Source organism: Enterococcus sp. S86.2 (assembly GCF_059834485.2).
The window spans coordinates 417,502-436,238 of the sequence record NZ_CM206813.1; the positions used below are offsets into that span (position 1 = coordinate 417,502).

An 18,737-nucleotide genomic window follows, 5' to 3' on the forward strand; every position below is an offset into this window, starting at 1 on the left:
AGGAGAGAGTGTGTGTGCGCTTGCTAGTTAAGAAACTCAAATTTTCAAAAAGAGACAGAAATTTTTCTGCATTCACGATCATCGAAATGTTAGTTGTGTTATTTATTATTAGTATTTTATTGCTGCTTTTTGTACCCAATTTATCACAACAAAAAGATGAAGCACAAAAAGGAAGTGAAGCGGCCATCGTTAAGACGGTTGCGACACAAATTGAATTGTATGAATTAAATTATGATAAAAAGGCTACAGGAGAAGATTTGATAGAAAAAAATTATGTCACAAAAGAACAGTGGGAAATCTATGAAAGACATGCTGAAGAAAATAGTCCCAAAAAGCCTATGCCATAAGAAAATGCCTGCCTTTACTCTCGCAGAATCTTTAGTCGTACTCGTTGTTATTACTTCTTTTTTATTAATTCCGGTGTTAATTTTGCGTCCGGCTGAAGAAAAAGTGAAAGTGGAAATATTTCTAGCGCAATTTGAGCAGAATTTTTTATTATTGCAACAGACTGCAATTGCCCAACAAGTCGGAACGACACTTGAAATTAATCGGGAGGAACAGTTGCTGCATTTTAAAATTTCCGAACATAAAAGCTATCCTGATTTGCAAATTCCGACAGAGTTGTCTTATAAAATGCCAGATAGTATCACAATAAGTGCAACAACGGGAAATTATTCTGGGATGGATACTGTAACCTTCGAGTGGGAAAATCGCAATCAAAGGATTGAATACGTGTATCAGATGGGAAGTGGCCGTTTTGTCAAAACCATTACCTAAAGCTTTTATTTTGCTGGAAGCTGTGGTGGCACTTACCATTTTAACAGGTTGTGCCTTAATTTTAATCCAGCAACAACAGCAGTTACTAACGCAAAGCAACAACGCCAAAGAACGATTGACACAAAGCCGCATAATGTATGAAGAGGCAAAAATTATCCTGCGACAAGGTGGCAAGCTTACCCAGACTCTAATTTATGATGACCAAAGCTACCATATTCGCTATAATCCGCAAGCTTATCATTTTTATTGTGAGACAGACGGTGTGGTAATGGAGGTGCAACTTGAAAATTAAAGCATTTACCCTCTTAGAATGTTTGATAGCATTATTAATTTTCAATTTATGTTTATTGTTGATTACGGGGCTTTTCTTACGAACGATCCGCCTAAAAGAGCATATTATGAGTAGAGAAGAGCAGGAGTTTGCAACGTTTATGTTGCAATTAGAAAATGAGCTACAAAATACTAGCATGATTTCTTGTACAGAGGCCATTTTAAAGTGTAAAGATCAAAAAGGGCAGACAATCTCGATTGAAAAAGGGCAAAACATGATTCGAAAAAAAGTGGATAAGTTAGGGCATCAACCGCTTTTAATGGATGTTTACCATTTACGGTTTTCAAAAGATTTAACTACGAAAAGTGTGACGTTAAAAGTATTCTTTCAATCTGGGAGGGTTTGTTATGGGAAATGGGTGGAAAACTAAACCAAAAGCAAGTGTCTTACTTTCCGCATTATTATTAGTCGCATTGCTGAGCCTGGTTAGTTATGGGGTTTTAACACACCATTTTATTACTGTAACAGGTACGATAAAAACAGAAAGGTTGTACCGCGCCAAAACGATGCAAGAATTATTTTTCGTTTACTATTTCACACTACCAATTGAAGAACGTAAAAAAGGCGTCGTGAACTTTTCACAAGGAAAGTGTGAATTTGCCAAAGAAAAGGACAGTCTGAAACTTACAATCCGGTTGGATAAACAAAGTTTTCATTTTTTGGTTAGTAAAACAGAGCTGACAAAGCTTTCTCAACGTTTTAAAGATAACAAAAAATCTGTTTCGGATTAGGAATATAACAGTTGCTGAGAAAACCTTACCATTTGTGTTTCTCAGCTTTTTGGTATCCTTCTCAAAAAAGCCATATGTTCGTTGTTTCACAAACAAAAATATGAATTTTTGATTGATAATTTTTTAGGAATCGGCTATCATTAAACAGGTACAAAAGGTGTTATAATCTCCAGAAAGAAGGTGTCATATGTTTCCTGATCAATTCGAAAAAGCTTTTTCATTGAATCTTGAAGCAGTCCAACTGCTGCAAAATGCTTTGGGGTCCTCATTTCTGGATGCATACATCGAGAATGTGGAAAACCAATTGGATGGATTTACTGTACGAATCTTAGATGGTGTACCAAATGCTGAGACTGTTGGGAAAATCGAAGCATTATACACAGAGCTAAAGGAAATCCCTTTAGCAGGAGAAGATTTACGGAAGTTATCCCAATTACTTTTATTAAAAGGTAGTAAGACAGAAAAGTTGCAAGCCAATCATCAGTTAACACCAGATGGGTTAGGATTTTTGTTTATTTATTTATTGGAGCAGTTTTATTCTGACAAAAAACAAAGCTTAACTATTTTTGATCCAGCAGTGGGAATGGGGAATTTATTATTAACAGCCCTGTTAAACTTAAAAATTGCTGGTTATGAAGCAAAGGGTGTTGGTGTCGATATCGACGATACGTTATTGGCGGTCGCAGCGGCAGATGCAGAATGGACTAAAGGGAATATGCAGCTTTTCCATCAAGACAGCTTGCAAGACTTATTATTAGATCCAACTGATGCGGCAATTTCTGATTTACCAATTGGCTACTATCCTAACGATCAAAAAGTGCAAGATTTTATCACCGGTGTCACCCAAGGACATTCATACGCACATCATTTATTGATGGAACAAGCAATGAATTATGTGAAAGACGCGGGCTATGGTTTGTTTTTAGTACCAAGCAATTTACTTGAGTCTGAACAAGCGACATATTTCAAAAAGTGGTTGGCTGAAAAAGTTTTTTTACAAGGTTTAATCCAATTGCCAGACCAACTTTTCCGTTCCGAACAATCACGTAAAAGCATTCTAATCGTGCAAAATCATGGTGAAAATGCAAGTCAAAAGGAAGTCTTTTTAGCAAAATTGGCTTCACTAACAGATGAAAAAGTCATTGCTAAATTCTTTAAACAATTTGAAGACTGGAAGTTAGCTAATTAATTATTTAGAAGGAGAGTAACATGTCTAAAACAATCGCAATCAATGCAGGAAGCTCAAGTTTGAAATGGCAATTGTATCAAATGCCAGAAGAAAGTGTTGTCGCTAAAGGAATCGTGGAAAGAATCGGCTTAAAAGATTCAATCTTCACAATTAAATACGGCGAAGATAAAAAATACAATGAGGTTGTGGATATTCATGACCATGAAGTTGCTGTTAAAATGTTGTTGGATAAATTAATCGATTTAGAAATTTTAGCCAACTATGACGAAATTACCGGTGTTGGTCATCGCGTTGTTCACGGCGGCGAAACATATAAAGATTCTGTTGTTATCGACGATGAAGTAATGGAAAACATCCAAGCATTAGCTGAATTTGCACCATTACATAATCCAGCTAACTTAATGGGAATTCAAGCTTTCAAAAAAATCTTACCAGAAATTATCAGTGTTGCTGTTTTTGATACTTCATTCCACGCGTCAATGCCAAAACACAACTATCTATATAGCTTGCCAATGGAATACTATAATGACTTCAAAGTGCGTAAATATGGCTTCCACGGCACTAGCCATCGCTATGTTTCAGAACGTGCTGCTGAAATGTTAGGTAAACCAATTGAAGAGTTAAAAATTATTACATGCCATTTAGGTAATGGAGCTTCAATCACAGCTGTTGATGGTGGTAAATCTGTTGATACCTCAATGGGCTTCACACCACTTGCTGGTGTAACAATGGGAACACGTTCTGGTGATATTGACCCAGCCGTTTTACCATACTTAATGGATAAATTAAACATCAACATTGAAGAAATGGTTGATATTTTAAATAAAAAATCTGGTTTACTTGGTCTAACAGGTCTTTCCAGCGACATGCGTGATCTTGAAGCAAACTATGATAAAGAAGAAGTAAAAATTGCGTATGATGTCTTCACTGACCGTATTCGCAAATACATTGGCGGCTACGTAACAACAATGAACGGCGTTGATGCAATTGTCTTCACGGCGGGTATCGGTGAAAATGATGCGCACGTGCGTAATGAAGTTATTAAAGGCATGACTTGGTTTGGTTGCGAAATCGATTCAGAGAAAAATAAAGTTCGCGGTGAAGAATTAGACATCTCTACACCAGAATCAAAAGTAAAAGTATTACTAATTCCAACTGACGAAGAATTAATGATTGCCCGTGACGTAGAACGTTTACGTTAATTTAGAGCTTAATTGTCATTTTTAAACATCCTATGCTTATACTAGTATAGGATGTTTTTTGTCTATTATTTTTACGATTGGAGAATATATGCATACAATAACAGAACAATTTGCTCTTGATATTGGCTGTTCTATAGCTGACTTAACTACAGATGTTTTTTGTTATGGACAACCGACAAAAGAAATGTTTTCCTATCATAGATTTGCCGGTGTTGCGCTTATTTATCAAGGAAAACTTTATGTGCGGGCAAACAGCGCACCTTTACTGGCGCAATTAAAAAAACAATATCAAGGCAAAAACAATCAGTGGTTTTTTGAATTACAAAATATTCAAACTTTCCAAGCGATTTTAGCAGAAAATGGTTATTCTTTAAATGAGTGGGGCACGTTTTTACTTCCTCAAAAAATAGTCAATAAAGAAGATGAGGCCATAAAAATTTTTTATGAGGAAGATATTAAGCAATTTAAAAATCAAAAGAATTTTGATCAATGTTTCGCCGATAGCGATGAAGACCCTGACAAAATAGGGGTTGCCTATCAAATGAATGGTGAAATTATCGGGATGGCCGGCTGTAATGAAAATGGCAAATACTGTTACGAAATTGGTATGAATATTTTGCCACATTATCGTAAACAAGGATTGGCGACAAAGTTAATTCAAAAGCTTACAGCTGAAATTAGGCATGGGACGAATAATACGAAGATTCCGGTGGCAAGAACGGAATTTTCACATACAGATTCTATTAATGCTTTTTTGAATGCAGGCTATAAAATGGGTTGGACGGCGATTAGTTTTGTGAAAAAAGATGATGATTAACTTAGGTTATCAAAAATAGTACTTCAATAACAAATCATGGCATGATATTGCTACTTTTTTCATTGAAAAAGTCTTACAAGCAATTGTTTTAAGCGATAGATTGAATTAGCTGTTAGTTCCTCAGCGTCTAAAACTTACTACCTCATCAAGTAGTACCTAAGGTGATAGAAGCACAAAAGATTCCTTAAAGAATGCTTCTGACAATATTGCTTTAGTTTTGTTTAACTTTTTATCAGGGAATGTAGCAATTACTAAGATTTTTCTGGGGGTGTCCTAGCTACTTATCTCCTTAGGTGTTTCTAAGTCATTTTTAGGTGATGGTAGGATAAATGAGTTGGATTTTATCTTATCTGTGAAATTGTCAAAAAATGTTTAGGTGTATGTAAAGTCATGAAGGGTTTAAGTGTTAAACCGTCTGTGTGAATGTAAACAAATAGAGCGTTAGCTTTTGTCGCTAACGCTCTTGTAGTTTGTGTCTAAGTTGGTATTTATGATTTCGTAAGTTCAATAAAGTTTTGATGTTGCCTTAAAAATCTTGTAAAGTCTGAAATTATCTTTTCAGAAGGCTCGTTGGTTGTAAGCAAGTGTGTCAATACGCCTACCAAACCATTGGTGATAAATATTGCGTTCACCTCTGAGACAGAATAGTTTTCTGTCAGTAAGAAATCTCTCAATTGAGTAGTAAAGAAACCCTGAGTATCTGCTTTTAGTAATAAGGAAATCATGTCTTTTTTAGTTAACATATATTCGAGGGTTTTTGTTAAGTGATCTGCATTTTCTTCATGTTCTGCACAAAATTCAGTTAAACTTCTGATCTCTTTCTTAATTACTTGTTCAAGCAAATCATACTTGTCCAGATAATTAAGATAGAACGTTCCTCTATTAATATCAGCTACTTCACACAGTTTGCTTACTGTGAGTTGTTCAAAGCTTTCTTTTGCGATAACTTCATAAAACGCATTGACAATATTAGCTTGCGTCTTCCGTTTCCTTCTATCCATAATCATTCATCCTTTTATGTTGAGTAATCAACATACTTCTAAATCTGTTGATTGCTTTGAATATTTCTTTAACTTACTATAACTTGCAGATGTTGATTAATCAACACGTGTCTATTATGGAGGTATTTAATTATGAAAATATTGATTTATGGTGCTGGTATTCAAGGAAGTTACTTAGCACATAGTTTAGCTCAAAACTCTCATAACCAAGTCATAATGTTGGCTCGTAATAAAAGATTAGCTCAATTGCGATCAGATAATTTAGTTCTTTATCATCAATTACAAAAGAAACGTACAGTTGATACGTTAACGTATGTTGAACAACTTAACGCAGATGATTTTTATGACATCATTTTTGTTACTATGAAATATAGTGATTTTGAGAGTGTGTTACCTGTTTTGGCTGCCAACATGAGTGAAAATATCATATTTGTAGGAAATCAAATGGATACCTTGTATCTTGAAACCCAATTAATGAGTCTTGCAACAAGTAATAAGAATGTATCCTTTGGTTTCCAAACAACAGGCGGTACTAGAAAAGAAGACCTGATAACAATCTTAAGGTTTGGAAAAGGGAAGCTTAAGATCAATTCATCTGTTAATACCTCTAAGCTTAAACCTATTCTTGAAGCTATTTTTTCTAATACGAATTATACATGGGAAATAGATAAAAAATTAGATGATTGGCTTAAAACTCATGCTGCTTTGGTTACGGTATTAAATACCTTCGACAATCTTCAAGCTGGTATTAGTAATAAAAAAGAGAAAAAAGAGCTAATGCGTTTAGCTTCATTAAGTTATAAAGAAGCCTTTCAGATATTAAAAGACAATGGTGTTAAGATCACTCCACCTATGCTGGGCGCTGTATTTTCTAACGCTAAAGTAGCTTACAGTATCATGAAGCTTATATTTGCTACTCCTATAATGAAAATGCAAGAAGGTGACTTTCGAGAAATTGAGGCTATGATTGAGTCTTTGCTTAAGTTCCAAAAACAATCTAAAACCCCTACTCCAAACTTTTCAAAATTACTTGCTAGGCTTTAAGCAAGAAAATTCAATGTTCATAGTATGAAATTTACGAAGACTCTTTTAAGTAATTAACCAATTTTGTTAGTACCTTAAGAGATTTTTTTATATCCCGTAGATATGAGTATTAAAAATAGGCTCCTAAAGTTTTATTTAGGAGCCTATTGGTTGGTTGCTTTGGCTTGTATCCCCTAAGGTTTAAACGGCTAGAGATCATGTAAAAAACATTTTTACGCTGTGTTGTGCGTGTTTGCTAACCGCTAGTGTCGTTGTAAAGATAATAGAACTTCTCTTTAAAGATGACATAGTGACTCATAATTGAATTCTTCCTAGTAATTTTCTTAGATAAGACTTTTCTAGTTGGAATTCGGTATGAGTCATTTTTTACGTGTTCACTTAGTTTGTAAGTTCAAGAGCAAAAAAATTCTAAGAAACTATTGACCAATAAATAGAAATCGATTACACTAAAAAAGTAAAACGTCATATAACGTTATAAACGCAAAAATGATTTACTGTAAAAACAGGTACGCTATTTAAACAATTTTTTTAAATTTAGGAGGACAAAAAATGGACGTAACCAAAACTGTTGAGAAAATTTTGGCTAAAAATGAAGGGCAGCTTTCAGGTATTTATTTTGTTGCTTGTGGGGGTTCTTTAGTTGACATGTATGTGGCAGAGTACTTTATGAAAGCTGAATCAAGCAAATGTTTTACCGGTTGGTATACTGCTAATGAGTTTTGTCACGTGCCACCGAAAGCTTTAGATGAAAATTCGGTTGTCATTTTATGCTCCCATGGTGGTAATACCAAAGAAACCGTTGCAGCTGGAAACGTGGCACAAAGTCGCGGCGCACAAACAGTGGGGCTAACTCATAATAAAGAAGCTGATTTATTTTCGGTATCAAATTACAGTTTTTTATATGATTGGGGAGCAGATGCTGAAGTGAAAAACAATCCAATGGCGATTATTTTGGATTTAACAGTTTCACTCGTTGCGCAAACAGAAGGGTATGCTCACTATGATAAATTTAAAGAAGGTATGGGCATTATTGATACCGTCGTAAAAAATGCAATTAACCAAGTACAAGAGCGGGTAAAAGTTTTTGCTGATAAATATCAAAATGATACGATGTTCTACATTATGGGCAGTGGACCTAGTTATGGTCACGCTTATGGTTTTTCAATTTGTTCGTTAATGGAGATGCAGTGGTTGGATTCAACTGCTGTCCACTCAGGAGAATATTTCCACGGACCTTTTGAAGTGACAGATCAAGATCGCAATTACATTATGTTAATGAGTGAAGGACGCAGCCGACCACTAGATGAGCGGGCAAAAACTTTCTTGCAAGCATATGCTAAAAATGTCGAGTATGTCGATGCAAAAGAATTAGGGTTGGATTTAATTGCACAAGAAGTTAACGAATTTTTCAATCCAATTTTATTCTATAGCGTTTTAGCTGAATACCGCTTAGCGTTAGCTAACGTGCGCCAGCATGATTTAGACGTGCGTCGCTATATGGGAAAAGTTGCTTATTAAAATATTTTTTTAAAGACAGTTGCCAAAACTTCGTAACTGTCTTTCTCTTGAAAAATAAAATATATTTGTTATTTTTGCAAATGTAAAAATAAATTGTAAAGAAAGGGGCAGTTGCAATGAAGGTTCTTGGATTAGGCGACAATGTTGTTGATAAGTACGTGAACTATCAGCTGATGTATCCAGGAGGGAATTCTCTGAATTTTGCCGTATTTGCGCAAAAATTAGGAGTAAAAAGCAGTTTTATGGGGGTCTTTGGAACAGATAGAGAAGGGCAGCATGTCAAAAAAGTTGTAGATGAAATTGGTTTGGATAATAGTCATTCTCGTGTAGTTGAAGGCGAAAATGGTTGTGCACGTGTGGAAATTAAAGCGGGAGATCGTATTTTTTTAGGCAGTAATGAAGGTGGCGTAACGCGGACGCACCCGCTTACTTTAACCAAGGAAGATCAAGCCTATTTAAAAAGTTTTGATTTAATTCATATGGGGTTATACAGCCACGTGAATCATTTGTTACCGGCTTTAAAAGCAGTCCCAGCTAAAATTTCATATGATTTTTCTGACGATTTTACTGAAACTGAAATTCAAAATGCGATCGCTGCAGTAAACTTCGGCTTTTTCTCCATGAGCGACAGCAGTGATGAGGATACAAAACAGTTTTTGCATGAGCATTTTACCGGTAATAATGAAGTTTTAATTGTTACTCGCGGCGCTAAGTCTGCTTTTGCTTATGATGGTCAAAATTTTTATGAAGTTGTACCAATTTTAAAGGAACCTGTGGATACAATGGCAGCAGGAGATTCATTTTTGACGGCCTTTTTAATTCATTATTTAAAAGGAGCAGGCATTATAGAAGCCATGGAAGCAGGAAATAATTTTGCAGGAGAATCTTGCCTTATAGAAGGCTCTTTTGGTTATGGTGTTGCCTACTAGCGGCTTGTGTTAAACAAGGGCATTTGGTACTCTACTTGAGGAGAGATCTTTTTGATCAAAAACTAAGTGAGGGACTAATATGCTTGATGCTAATGCACAATTGCCATTATATAAACAATTAAAAGAAGTAATCAAAACAAAAATAAATACCGGCGAATATACTGAAAACAAACGCATCCCAACAGAACCAGAATTTATTGAAAATTATGGTGTCAGCCGGATTACAGTTCGTAAAGCGATTGAAGAATTGGTGGCAGAAGGTTATTTGGTAAAAAAACAAGGCAAAGGAACGTTTATTAGCGGTCACAAAGTATTACGCAAAATTGAGTACGTGACCGGTTTTAGTGATAGCGGAAAAAGTAGTCAGTTAAAGACGACGAGTATTTTATTAAAAAAAGAAGTACTAGCCGCAAATCAAGAACTAGCGGAAAAATTAGAAATACCGGTGGGGGCTAAAGTTTTATACACCCAAAGAAAACGTCTAGGCAATGGTGTACCTTTACTACTGGAAAATAACTATTTCGATTTTGAACGTTTTTCTTTTTTACAAACAGAAGATTTAACTGGTTCGTTATATGCTATTTTAAGAGAACATGATATTTTACCAATTAATCCAGGGGAAACAACATTAGAAATTGTTTCTGCCGATGATTTTATCGCTACGACAATGGCCGTTGCGATCGGGACACCGTTTTTTTACATGCAGACAGTAGTGAAGGATCAAAATATGCGCCCAATTCATTTTGGTAAGCAGTTTTATTTGGGTGATGCCTATACTTTTAGTATTTGATTTGCCGCCAAGCAATTTGCTGGAGGAGGAATCATGGAAACAATTATTCGCACCAATTTGCTTTTTGATGGTATTCATCCCGTTCAAAAAGGCCACATTGTGATAGAAGATGACCAGATTACCGCGAAATTTTTCAACTGGGAATATGGTGAAATTTCTAATAATCGCCAACTACTTGAATATGATGATTATTTTGTGATGCCTGGCTTGTTTGATAATCATGTCTTTTTTAGCGGCTATTTGCGGATGAATGCAGGTCTTGATTTAAGCCAGTGTTTAGATAAAGATGCTGCTTTAAAAAAGATCAAGGCCGCAGCAACAAAAAAACAAGGAGAGCCGATTTATTTTCACGGCTTTGACTTGACACAATGGTCAGAAAAACCAACGCAACAAGATTTAGATAACCTAAATTATGCCGGTGCAATTAGCGGCATCGATAAAAATCGTTCGTATTGTTGGTTAAATCGTGCTGCTAAAATGCGCTATGCTTTTAAGGAAACAGATACCAGTGCTGAGGCAGCTGAAAAGTTGATTAACGAGTTATTAAGGAATGAAGCTGAGCTGGCTTGTGTTTATCAAAAGTATGAAAGAGCCTTGCTTTCTCGTGGCGTGGTCGCAACAAAAGAAATTGTTTTTGACAATGCCGATTATTTTAAAAGACGTCCACAAGGGAAAATTCAAACACGATTTTATATTCAAGCAGTGGAAAAACCCTTGAATATAGCGCAGTTAATCCAATATCAGCAAGCTGAATTTGCAAAAAATATCACTTTCGGCGGTGCAAAAATTATGGTAGATGGCGTAGTAGCAGATGAAACAGGTGCTACCTTTGGAAACTATTCTTCTGAGCAAATACAGCCACAGATTGATTACGCTGCTATTTATAATTTAGTGAAAGCGTGCAATAGTCAAAATATTCCTTGTTGTTTAACCACAGAAGGCGATAAAGCGGCAGCAAAAGCTGCTGAAATTTTAGCTCAAAATGGTAAGCGTTTACCTAAAGGTGTTTATAATTCTATCAGTGATTTAGAAATGGTCACTAAGCAAACTGCACAGAAAATGGCAGATAACAAGATTGTAGCAGAAATCTATCCGCAAGTATTGGGACTAAATGATAGTTATGAAAAAAGCTATATGGAAAATGTTTTGCCACAAAAATATGCTGAGCGTTTCTTTAATTATGGCACCTTAAAAGATGCAAAGGTATTGCTTACCAGTGGTACTGATTTACCACTTTTCATGACAGACTTACCAGAGTCCATTATCCGCAGTGTTTGGCGTAAGTTTCCTCATGGACAAAAACGCTGGCAAGAAAAAAGAGGGCTGGATTGTCTTACCTTGCTGCAAACTTTTACCCAAAATGCTTTTGCCGCAAATGGTATGCTGGACTGTGGTACTTTATGTAAAGGACAAAAAGCACATTTAGCAATCTTTGATCAGGATTTAACGACTCATGATATTATGGCTTTAACTAAAGCAAAAGTAGTCGCCACCTATATTGATGGGAAGGTCGTTTACCAAAGTTAAAAAATTTAGTCAAAAATATAACGTCTTGATACGTATTTTTGTGATTGAAGGAGGAAAAGAAATGGAAGTAACAGAAACAAAAGCAAAAAAGAAATTTGTCTTTCCCCATAGCTATACATTGATTTTTTGCTTGATTATCGCAGCTGCAATTTTAACTTGGGTTATTCCCAGTGGTCAATTTGAGACAATTGTTGAAGATATTAACGGCGCAGAAAAAACAACAGTTGTTCCGGGGACGTATCACCAAATCGCTAAGGCTGGCTATGGTCAAGGAATTGGTGCTATCTTAGAGGCGCCAGCTGCGGGAATTATTTCGGCGGTTGAAGTAGTTGCTTTTGTGTTGGTTGTTGGTGGTGCTTTTGGGGTTATTCTAAAAACGGGAGCAGTGGACCGCGCTTTGTTTTCATTAGCAACTTCTCTTGGGGATAAAGGAATTTTAGTAATTCCGCTGTCTATGATCTTATTTAGTCTTGGCGGATCGACTTTTGGCATGAGTGAAGAGGCGATTCCTTTATTTGCAGTATTTATTTCGTTGATGTTTTCATTAGGCTATGATTCGATGACGGCAATTTTAATTTTATTTTTGGGAACGCAAGTGGGCTATGTTGGATCAACGATTAATCCCTTTAATGTTTTGATTGCCCAAGGCGTTGCAGGTGTACATGGCAATCCATTATTAGGCTATCGCGTCATTTGTTGGGTCATTTTAACTGCAATTTCTATTATTTTCACTATGAATTATGCCCGTAAAGTAAAAGCGAATCCTGAAAGTTCAATCGTTTATGCTAGCGATCAATTGGTCAAAAGTAAATTTCAAAATTTTGAGCAAGACAAGCCTTTTTCGAATGGTGATAAGTTGATTGTGGCTGGATTTATCGGCGGTTTAGGCGTTATGATTTGGGGGATTATTGCCCAAGGATGGTACATGGTGGAAATTTCGGCATTGTTTGTCGCGCTGGCCTTATTTGCTGGTGTTGTCGCTAAATTTGGACAAAAGAAGATTGCGGAGGCTTTTGTAGAAGGCTGTGCAGATTTCGCCTATGCTGCAGTGATTATCGGTTTAGCACGGGGAGTTTTGGTAATCTTAGAAAATGGCATGATTATCGATACGATTTTAAATAGTTTGGCCACTCTTTTAGGGGGACTACCCAAGGCATTATTTTCGACCATTTTGTTAGGGGCACAAGTTTTAGTAACATTCTTTGTACCATCATCTTCGGGGGCTGCTGCTTTAACGATGCCAGTAATGGCTCCATTAGGTGATTTACTAGGTCTAAATCGCGATGTTATTGTTTTAAGTAATCAGTTTGGCAATGGGTTAATGAACATTATTTCCCCAACAGGTGGCGTGTTGTTAGCTGGATTAGCGATTGCAGAAATTAACTTTTCAAAATGGTTTAAAGTGGGTTTGAAAGCCTTCGGTATTTTGGCAGTTGCTTCGGCGATTTTACTTTATATTGCAACATTATTCTAAATTGTAGGTTTGCTTATAAACAAAAGCCGTTTCCAGCAAAGTCAGTGGGCGGCTTTTTTGTTTGGATCTGGCTACTTATAAAGTAAAGGTTTCAAAAGGAAAGCTTCAGGACGAAACAAGCAGCTAGAAGAATTTGAAAATTTTGGGGATAATTCGATTCGCATCATCGCTAGTCAAAATTTTTGTGACAGCGTAAAGCTTGGTTTGGGATTCAATTTTTTAGCTTGTAAGTGACAGCTTGCTATAGATTATTAAGGACAAATGTAATGAAAATCAGGTATAATACATTTGTGAGGCTAACGTTCAACTTCAATTCGTTAGAATCATTCTTTCGCATTTTAGCGAAATGACACCAACTATTTTATTATTCACGCCAAATGGATAATAAAAGTTGGTGTTTTTTTTGACTATAAAGAAAGTATGGATTTTTTTTTAGAAAAAAGTGATTTGAAATTTTTTGAGATAAAAGTGTTGACAATTGTTCGGTACCGAAATATAATCACAAATGCAATAAAGTTCGGTACCGAAATATTCGGTGCCGTAATAAAAGTGAGGTAATTTTAATGAATACATTTAGTGACCAATTATTAAAACAAATTCGTTTCATCAGTGATGCTGGCAATGCGTTTATGAGTAAAAGACAAAAATTAACAGGGCAACAGCGAGTATTGGCAGTATTGCGCTTGGAAGACGGATTAACCCAAGGCTATTTAGCAGACATTTTGGGTTTGAGTCCTAGTTCACTGGCAGAATTATTGAAGAAATTAGAAAATAGTGGCGCCATAAAACGCATTGAAGATGAGCAGGACAAACGTATTAAGAAAGTATTTTTGACCGAAGTAGGCAAAAAGCAGGCAGAAGCATCGGCACAGACAGCACAAACAAGTGAAAGTGCACATTTCTTTGATGGCTTAACAGAAGAGGAAATGACGGAACTAGCAGATTTATTACAAAAAATTAAAGACGGCTGGAATGATGACATGAAACAAAAAGCCGAAGCCTTTGTAGATCCTTTTGATCGTCTCGCAGCTATTCAAAATATGCAGGAAGTTTTTAAAGAACAGTTTGGGCAAGAATGGGCTGAAATGGATGCTGCGGACATGAACAAATTACGTCGGGAAATGCAGAAAAAAATGCGGGAAATGTCATTTGAAGATTTAGAACAAATGCGTAATTTCCGTGGCGGCTTTGGCGGCTTTGGTGGTTTTGGCGGTGGACCAAGAGGGGGGCGTGGCAGCCGTCATGGTGGTCGTAATTTTCACGAAAATCACCCCCATGCAACCAAAGAACAACAAGAGGCCTGGTTTGATTTTTGGAAGAATAAATTTGGCGGTATGAAGCCAAATCAAGGCAAAGAAGATCAACAAGATCAAGATGAATGGAAAGATTTTTAAAAGAGTTAACGACGTTTTAAAATGACCATGTTTAAAAAGGTTTAGTCTGGCAGATGCTTTTTACAAAAAATTTCAAGTTTGTAAAGGTTACAGGCGGTTTTTCTTTACACGTGCGTAATGCCAGATGCTTAATGGAGAAAAGAGGAATTTACAATGCCACAAGGTGGAGGCGGCCGTGAAGCTGCAATTTTTGAGGATGAATTACCAAAAGCTAAAGGAACATTTAAATTTAAAGATTTTTTGAAACTAATTAATAGTGTGAGCCCCAAAAAAGCACTTTTTGCTTTTGGTTTATTACTAAGCTTAATCACGAGTGGTGCGAGTCTTGTTGTGCCACAGTTAACAAAAGGATTAGTAGATACGAGTGAATTAGCAAAAATCGATGGCAAAATGGTTGCCGTCTTGGTGCTGGCGTTTATCGTATATTTAGGTTTCGGTGCAATTGGCGGTTATTTTTTACGTTATGTCGGGGAAAGCTCTGTCAAAACATTACGAGAAAAATTATGGCACCATTTGTTACATTTGCCTGTCGCATATTATGACGACCATAAATCTGGTGAAAGTAGCTCTCGTTTGGTGAACGATACCAGTGTAATCAAGGACTTGGTAACGACCCAATTTCCTAATTTTATTACGGGGGCTATTCAATTAGTTGGCTCGGTGATTATCTTATTTATCATGGACTGGAAAATGGCGGCGCTAATGTTTATATCTGTGCCCATTGTCATGTTAGTGATGATGCCAATTGGAAAAGTGATGATGAAAATTGGGCGCCAAATGCAAGGTGCGCTAGCAGATTTTAATGCGGATACGACAGAGAAGATATCTGAGATTCGCTTAATTAAATCCAGTAATGGTGAAAGCTATGAAATTAAAAATGGTGGTCGCTATATTGATAAAATCTTTAAACTGGGTTTAAAAGATGCCAAAGTTGAAGCTGTTTTGCAACCGGTAATGATGACGACGATGTTAGGTTTATTTGTTGGTATTTTAGGTTATGGCGCAGTGCGGGTGCAAGCAGGGACACTAACGAGTGGTGAATTGGTCGCTTTCTTATTGTATCTCTTCAATATCATTACACCAGCTGCTAGCTTTGCTACCTTCTTTTCTCAAGTGCAAAAAGCAATGGGGGCAACAGAACGGATTCAAGCAATTTTAGAAACGCCAACGGAAACAATTACAGTGGATACTAATATCGCTGTCACAGGTAAAACGATTGAAGCAAATCACTTATCTTTTAGTTACGATGAATCAAAAGTGATTTTACAAGATGTTTCTTTTGAAGCTAAACCTAATACGGTGGTGGCATTTGCCGGACCTAGTGGCGGAGGTAAGTCAACGATTTTTGGTCTGTTGGAACGTTTTTATGAACCAAAATCGGGCACCATTACCATTGGCGGACAAAACATTAATGATTTGTCTTTGAAAGATTGGCGTTCACAAATTGGCTATGTCTCACAAGATAGCGCGGTTTTTGCCGGTAGTATTCGAGACAATTTACAATATGGTTTAAATCAGTTATTAACAGATGAAAAAATGTGGGAAGGTTTGTCATTAGCGTATGCAGATCAGTTTGTTCGCGATTTTCCTGATCAATTGGACACGCAAATTGGCGAACGGGGCGTCAAATTATCCGGCGGACAAAAGCAACGAATTGCGATTGCCAGAGCCTTTTTACGCAATCCGAATATCTTGATGTTAGACGAAGCTACCGCAAGCTTAGATTCCCAATCAGAAGAAAAAGTACAGCGAGCATTAGATCAGTTAATGGCAGGAAGAACAACATTAGTAATTGCGCACCGCCTATCAACGATTGTTGACGCAGATAAAATTTACTTTATCGAACATGGAGAAGTCACAGGTAGTGGGACACACCGTGAGTTAATTGCGACGCATCCTTTATATGCCAAATATGTAAATGAACAAGTCGTAGATTAAAAAAGTCCAGCATAACCATTAGTGATAAGATGAAATTTATGAAACGGTTTAAACCGTTACTTAAATTTCATCTTATTTATTTAGCGGACAAATTTGAAATTTACGGCTAATTAAAAGCAAAAGTCTTTTTGTTTTACAATTTTTGAAAATGGCGATATTATTTTCACGTAAAGGGATGGTGTTCCCTATAAGTGCTGAAATGGCTGATGACACCTGTTGTAAGAGTTTATTTGAGATGTTTTCAAATACTTTTACAACAGGTGTTTTTTTGCATTTCAAATTTTGCCACCCAAAGAATCTAAGGAGGAATTATCATGTCAGTAGTGATTGAAAATGTTAAAGCAAGAGAAGTTTTTGATTCAAGAGGTAACCCAACTGTCGAAGTCGATGTCATTTTATCTGATGCAACATTAGGACGTGCACAAGTGCCATCAGGAGCTTCAACTGGCGATCGTGAGGCTGTCGAATTGCGCGATGGCGGTGATCGCCTGCAAGGCAAAGGTGTTTTAAAAGCAGTGAACAATGTAAACACAGAAATCAAAGATGCACTAGTTGGGTTGAGTCCATTTGATCAAGAAAAAATTGATCACATTATGATTGATTTAGACGGTACAGCCAATAAAAGTCGGTTGGGTGCTAACGCTATTTTAGGTGTTTCGATGGCGGTTAGTCGAGCCGCGGCCGCTAGCAAAAAGGAACCTTTGTATCGTTATTTAGGTGGTGTTGATTTAGAATTACCACAACCATTTTTTAACGTAATTAATGGCGGTGTCCATGCAGATTCGGGCATTGATGTTCAAGAATTTTTGATTACGCCAGTTAAAAGAGCAAGTTTCCGTGATGGAGTAGAAAAAATTGCCAATATCTACCACACACTAAAAGGAATTTTAGCTAAAAAAGGCCTTGAAACAGCGGTTGGGGATGAAGGCGGCTTTGCGCCAAAACTAGGTAGTACAGAAGCTGCTATCGAAACATTGTATGAAGCAATTAAAGCTGCTGGTTACATGCCAAAAGAAGAAATTGCGATTGCGTTAGATCCAGCTTCAAGCGAATTTTATAATGAGGATACCCATAAATATAACTTTGAAGGCAAAGAAATGTCCAGTGACGAAATGTTAATCTACTACCAAGAATTAGTAGCGAAATACCCTGCTATTATTTCAATTGAAGATGGTTTTTCCGAACATGATTGGGACGGGTTTAAAAAACAAACGGATACGATGGGGGCTAACATTCAACTAGTTGGCGATGATATTTTTGTTACCAACCCCACTATTTTTAAAGAGGGCATTGATAAAGGCGTCGCCAATGCAATTTTAATCAAACTAAACCAAATTGGCACAGTTTCTGAGTCCATTGCAGCTATTAAATTGGCGCGCCAAAATGGTTACAATACAATGATTTCCCATCGTTCAGGAGAAACTGGTGATACTTATATTGCTGACTTTGCTGTCGCAATGAATGCCGGACAAATTAAAACAGGTTCTATGGCCCGCAGTGAACGAGTGGAAAAATACAATCAATTTTTACGGATTGAAGAAGAATTGGAAGGCTACGCTAAACTAGCACATTTTCCTAAGAAATAGAAGATAGTAAGAAGTTTAAAAAGGGCATTTCATCACTAGCTTCAAGAATAAACGGATAAAAATTATTAAAAACCAATTTTAAGATTACTTTGTTTCCGGGCTTTTTCAGGCTGTAGTTGAATACTTTTGTTAGGAACGTCCCTTTATCAGTGGTTTAGTAAGACTGAAGACTATGACAACCTATCCTTTTAGGGATGGGTTGTTTTTTTAGGTTGTAATAGTAATTGATAATGGATTTTATCAGTGGGTTGTTGAGGGAGTATATTATAAATTGCAGGTATGGGATTTTGCCTCCCCTTCAGAGGTACTCACTTTTAATGTATTAGCTTAAAAGAAAAAGTACAAAATATTCGCAGGCAATAATTGTGATTTTTTCTTCTTTTAATAAATTGGCCAGTACATATTTTGAGCATGAGTTGTTATTTATTTGAAAAATAATAATGTAAGCGTTGACAAAGATTAAGTTTAACGTTAAACTACAAGAGAAGT

General features: G+C 36.5%; 18 protein-coding genes and 1 riboswitch. Of the genes, 17 read left to right on the top strand and 1 reads right to left on the bottom strand.

Features of this window, described 5'->3' with window-relative positions:
• Positions 1–20: 20 nt before the first annotated feature.
• The 8 genes from comGC to AC6R0T_RS01895 all read left to right on the top strand — a co-directional run bounded on the left by comGC (position 21) and on the right by AC6R0T_RS01895 (position 5,047).
• Entirely contained in the window at positions 21–347 is a 327-nt protein-coding gene (gene comGC / locus AC6R0T_RS01860; protein WP_303753890.1) for a competence type IV pilus major pilin ComGC, read from the top strand.
• Between the two features lie 4 nt (positions 348–351).
• Positions 352–777 carry a competence type IV pilus minor pilin ComGD gene (comGD, locus tag AC6R0T_RS01865; RefSeq protein WP_206902178.1) on the top strand — a complete coding sequence of 142 codons (426 nt, stop codon included), beginning with the start codon at positions 352–354 and terminating at the stop codon, positions 775–777.
• Positions 749–1,069: a hypothetical protein gene (locus tag AC6R0T_RS01870; protein ID WP_303753751.1), complete on the top strand. Its 321-nt coding sequence runs from the start codon at positions 749–751 to the stop codon at positions 1,067–1,069. The genes comGD and AC6R0T_RS01870 overlap by 29 nt, the downstream gene beginning before the upstream one ends.
• Positions 1,059–1,478 carry a competence type IV pilus minor pilin ComGF gene (gene comGF, locus AC6R0T_RS01875; RefSeq protein ID WP_230710373.1) on the top strand — a complete coding sequence of 140 codons (420 nt, stop codon included), beginning with the start codon at positions 1,059–1,061 and terminating at the stop codon, positions 1,476–1,478. Before AC6R0T_RS01870 ends, comGF begins: the two co-directional genes overlap by 11 nt.
• Entirely contained in the window at positions 1,456–1,839 is a 384-nt protein-coding gene (comGG, locus tag AC6R0T_RS01880; protein WP_230710371.1) for a competence type IV pilus minor pilin ComGG, read from the top strand. The genes comGF and comGG overlap by 23 nt, the downstream gene beginning before the upstream one ends.
• 187 nt (positions 1,840–2,026) lie before the next feature.
• A complete protein-coding gene (locus AC6R0T_RS01885; protein ID WP_303753752.1) occupies positions 2,027–3,028 on the top strand; it encodes a class I SAM-dependent methyltransferase in 1,002 nt (333 codons plus the stop codon).
• A gap of 20 nt (positions 3,029–3,048) precedes the next feature.
• Positions 3,049–4,230 (top strand): acetate/propionate family kinase, encoded by a 1,182-nt coding sequence (locus AC6R0T_RS01890; RefSeq protein ID WP_206902183.1) that lies wholly within the window; start codon positions 3,049–3,051, stop codon positions 4,228–4,230.
• A gap of 88 nt (positions 4,231–4,318) precedes the next feature.
• Positions 4,319–5,047, top strand: a complete 729-nt coding sequence (locus AC6R0T_RS01895) for a GNAT family N-acetyltransferase (RefSeq protein ID WP_230710369.1) — start codon at positions 4,319–4,321, stop codon at positions 5,045–5,047.
• Positions 5,048–5,535: 488 nt separating this feature from the next.
• Here AC6R0T_RS01895 and AC6R0T_RS01900 read toward each other — a convergent pair whose 3' ends face one another.
• Positions 5,536–6,048: a TetR/AcrR family transcriptional regulator gene (locus tag AC6R0T_RS01900; protein WP_230710367.1), complete on the bottom strand. Its 513-nt coding sequence runs from the start codon at positions 6,046–6,048 to the stop codon at positions 5,536–5,538.
• A 132-nt stretch (positions 6,049–6,180) separates the two neighbouring features.
• Here AC6R0T_RS01900 and AC6R0T_RS01905 point away from each other — a divergent pair, with 132 nt between their 5' ends.
• The 9 genes from AC6R0T_RS01905 (at position 6,181) to eno (ending at position 18,248) form a co-directional block, all read left to right on the top strand.
• Positions 6,181–7,092, top strand: a complete 912-nt coding sequence (locus AC6R0T_RS01905) for a ketopantoate reductase family protein (protein ID WP_303753753.1) — start codon at positions 6,181–6,183, stop codon at positions 7,090–7,092.
• 549 nt (positions 7,093–7,641) lie between these two features.
• Positions 7,642–8,610: an SIS domain-containing protein gene (locus tag AC6R0T_RS01910; protein ID WP_206902190.1), complete on the top strand. Its 969-nt coding sequence runs from the start codon at positions 7,642–7,644 to the stop codon at positions 8,608–8,610.
• Between the two features lie 116 nt (positions 8,611–8,726).
• Positions 8,727–9,539 carry a fructoselysine 6-kinase gene (locus AC6R0T_RS01915; protein WP_282461693.1) on the top strand — a complete coding sequence of 271 codons (813 nt, stop codon included), beginning with the start codon at positions 8,727–8,729 and terminating at the stop codon, positions 9,537–9,539.
• Positions 9,540–9,618: 79 nt separating this feature from the next.
• Positions 9,619–10,329, top strand: a complete 711-nt coding sequence (locus AC6R0T_RS01920; protein WP_206902192.1) for a GntR family transcriptional regulator — start codon at positions 9,619–9,621, stop codon at positions 10,327–10,329.
• 33 nt (positions 10,330–10,362) lie between these two features.
• Positions 10,363–11,856: an amidohydrolase family protein gene (locus tag AC6R0T_RS01925; RefSeq protein ID WP_303753754.1), complete on the top strand. Its 1,494-nt coding sequence runs from the start codon at positions 10,363–10,365 to the stop codon at positions 11,854–11,856.
• A gap of 61 nt (positions 11,857–11,917) precedes the next feature.
• On the top strand, positions 11,918–13,330 hold the full coding sequence (locus AC6R0T_RS01930) for a YfcC family protein (protein WP_303753755.1): 1,413 nt from the start codon (positions 11,918–11,920) through the stop codon (positions 13,328–13,330).
• 563 nt (positions 13,331–13,893) lie between these two features.
• Positions 13,894–14,724, top strand: a complete 831-nt coding sequence (locus AC6R0T_RS01935) for a MarR family winged helix-turn-helix transcriptional regulator (RefSeq protein WP_303753756.1) — start codon at positions 13,894–13,896, stop codon at positions 14,722–14,724.
• Positions 14,725–14,877: 153 nt separating this feature from the next.
• Entirely contained in the window at positions 14,878–16,662 is a 1,785-nt protein-coding gene (locus tag AC6R0T_RS01940; protein ID WP_206902198.1) for an ABC transporter ATP-binding protein, read from the top strand.
• A gap of 162 nt (positions 16,663–16,824) precedes the next feature.
• Positions 16,825–16,885: riboswitch (Fluoride riboswitch) on the top strand.
• A 91-nt stretch (positions 16,886–16,976) separates the two neighbouring features.
• Positions 16,977–18,248 (top strand): phosphopyruvate hydratase, encoded by a 1,272-nt coding sequence (gene eno / locus AC6R0T_RS01945; protein ID WP_303753757.1) that lies wholly within the window; start codon positions 16,977–16,979, stop codon positions 18,246–18,248.
• Positions 18,249–18,737: the final 489 nt, after the last annotated feature.

Bases quoted from the DNA above. Each gene is read 5' to 3' on its own strand.
- comGD (WP_206902178.1), top strand. From the start codon at position 352: ATGCCTGCCTTTACTCTCGCAGAATCTTTAGTCGTACTCGTTGTTATT.
- comGG (WP_230710371.1), top strand. From the start codon at position 1,456: ATGGGAAATGGGTGGAAAACTAAACCAAAAGCAAGTGTCTTACTTTCC.
- AC6R0T_RS01885 (WP_303753752.1), top strand. From the start codon at position 2,027: ATGTTTCCTGATCAATTCGAAAAAGCTTTTTCATTGAATCTTGAAGCA.
- AC6R0T_RS01890 (WP_206902183.1), top strand. From the start codon at position 3,049: ATGTCTAAAACAATCGCAATCAATGCAGGAAGCTCAAGTTTGAAATGG.
- AC6R0T_RS01895 (WP_230710369.1), top strand. From the start codon at position 4,319: ATGCATACAATAACAGAACAATTTGCTCTTGATATTGGCTGTTCTATA.
- AC6R0T_RS01900 (WP_230710367.1), bottom strand. From the start codon at position 6,048: ATGGATAGAAGGAAACGGAAGACGCAAGCTAATATTGTCAATGCGTTT.
- AC6R0T_RS01905 (WP_303753753.1), top strand. From the start codon at position 6,181: ATGAAAATATTGATTTATGGTGCTGGTATTCAAGGAAGTTACTTAGCA.
- AC6R0T_RS01910 (WP_206902190.1), top strand. From the start codon at position 7,642: ATGGACGTAACCAAAACTGTTGAGAAAATTTTGGCTAAAAATGAAGGG.
- AC6R0T_RS01915 (WP_282461693.1), top strand. From the start codon at position 8,727: ATGAAGGTTCTTGGATTAGGCGACAATGTTGTTGATAAGTACGTGAAC.
- AC6R0T_RS01920 (WP_206902192.1), top strand. From the start codon at position 9,619: ATGCTTGATGCTAATGCACAATTGCCATTATATAAACAATTAAAAGAA.
- AC6R0T_RS01925 (WP_303753754.1), top strand. From the start codon at position 10,363: ATGGAAACAATTATTCGCACCAATTTGCTTTTTGATGGTATTCATCCC.
- AC6R0T_RS01930 (WP_303753755.1), top strand. From the start codon at position 11,918: ATGGAAGTAACAGAAACAAAAGCAAAAAAGAAATTTGTCTTTCCCCAT.
- AC6R0T_RS01935 (WP_303753756.1), top strand. From the start codon at position 13,894: ATGAATACATTTAGTGACCAATTATTAAAACAAATTCGTTTCATCAGT.
- AC6R0T_RS01940 (WP_206902198.1), top strand. From the start codon at position 14,878: ATGCCACAAGGTGGAGGCGGCCGTGAAGCTGCAATTTTTGAGGATGAA.
- eno (WP_303753757.1), top strand. From the start codon at position 16,977: ATGTCAGTAGTGATTGAAAATGTTAAAGCAAGAGAAGTTTTTGATTCA.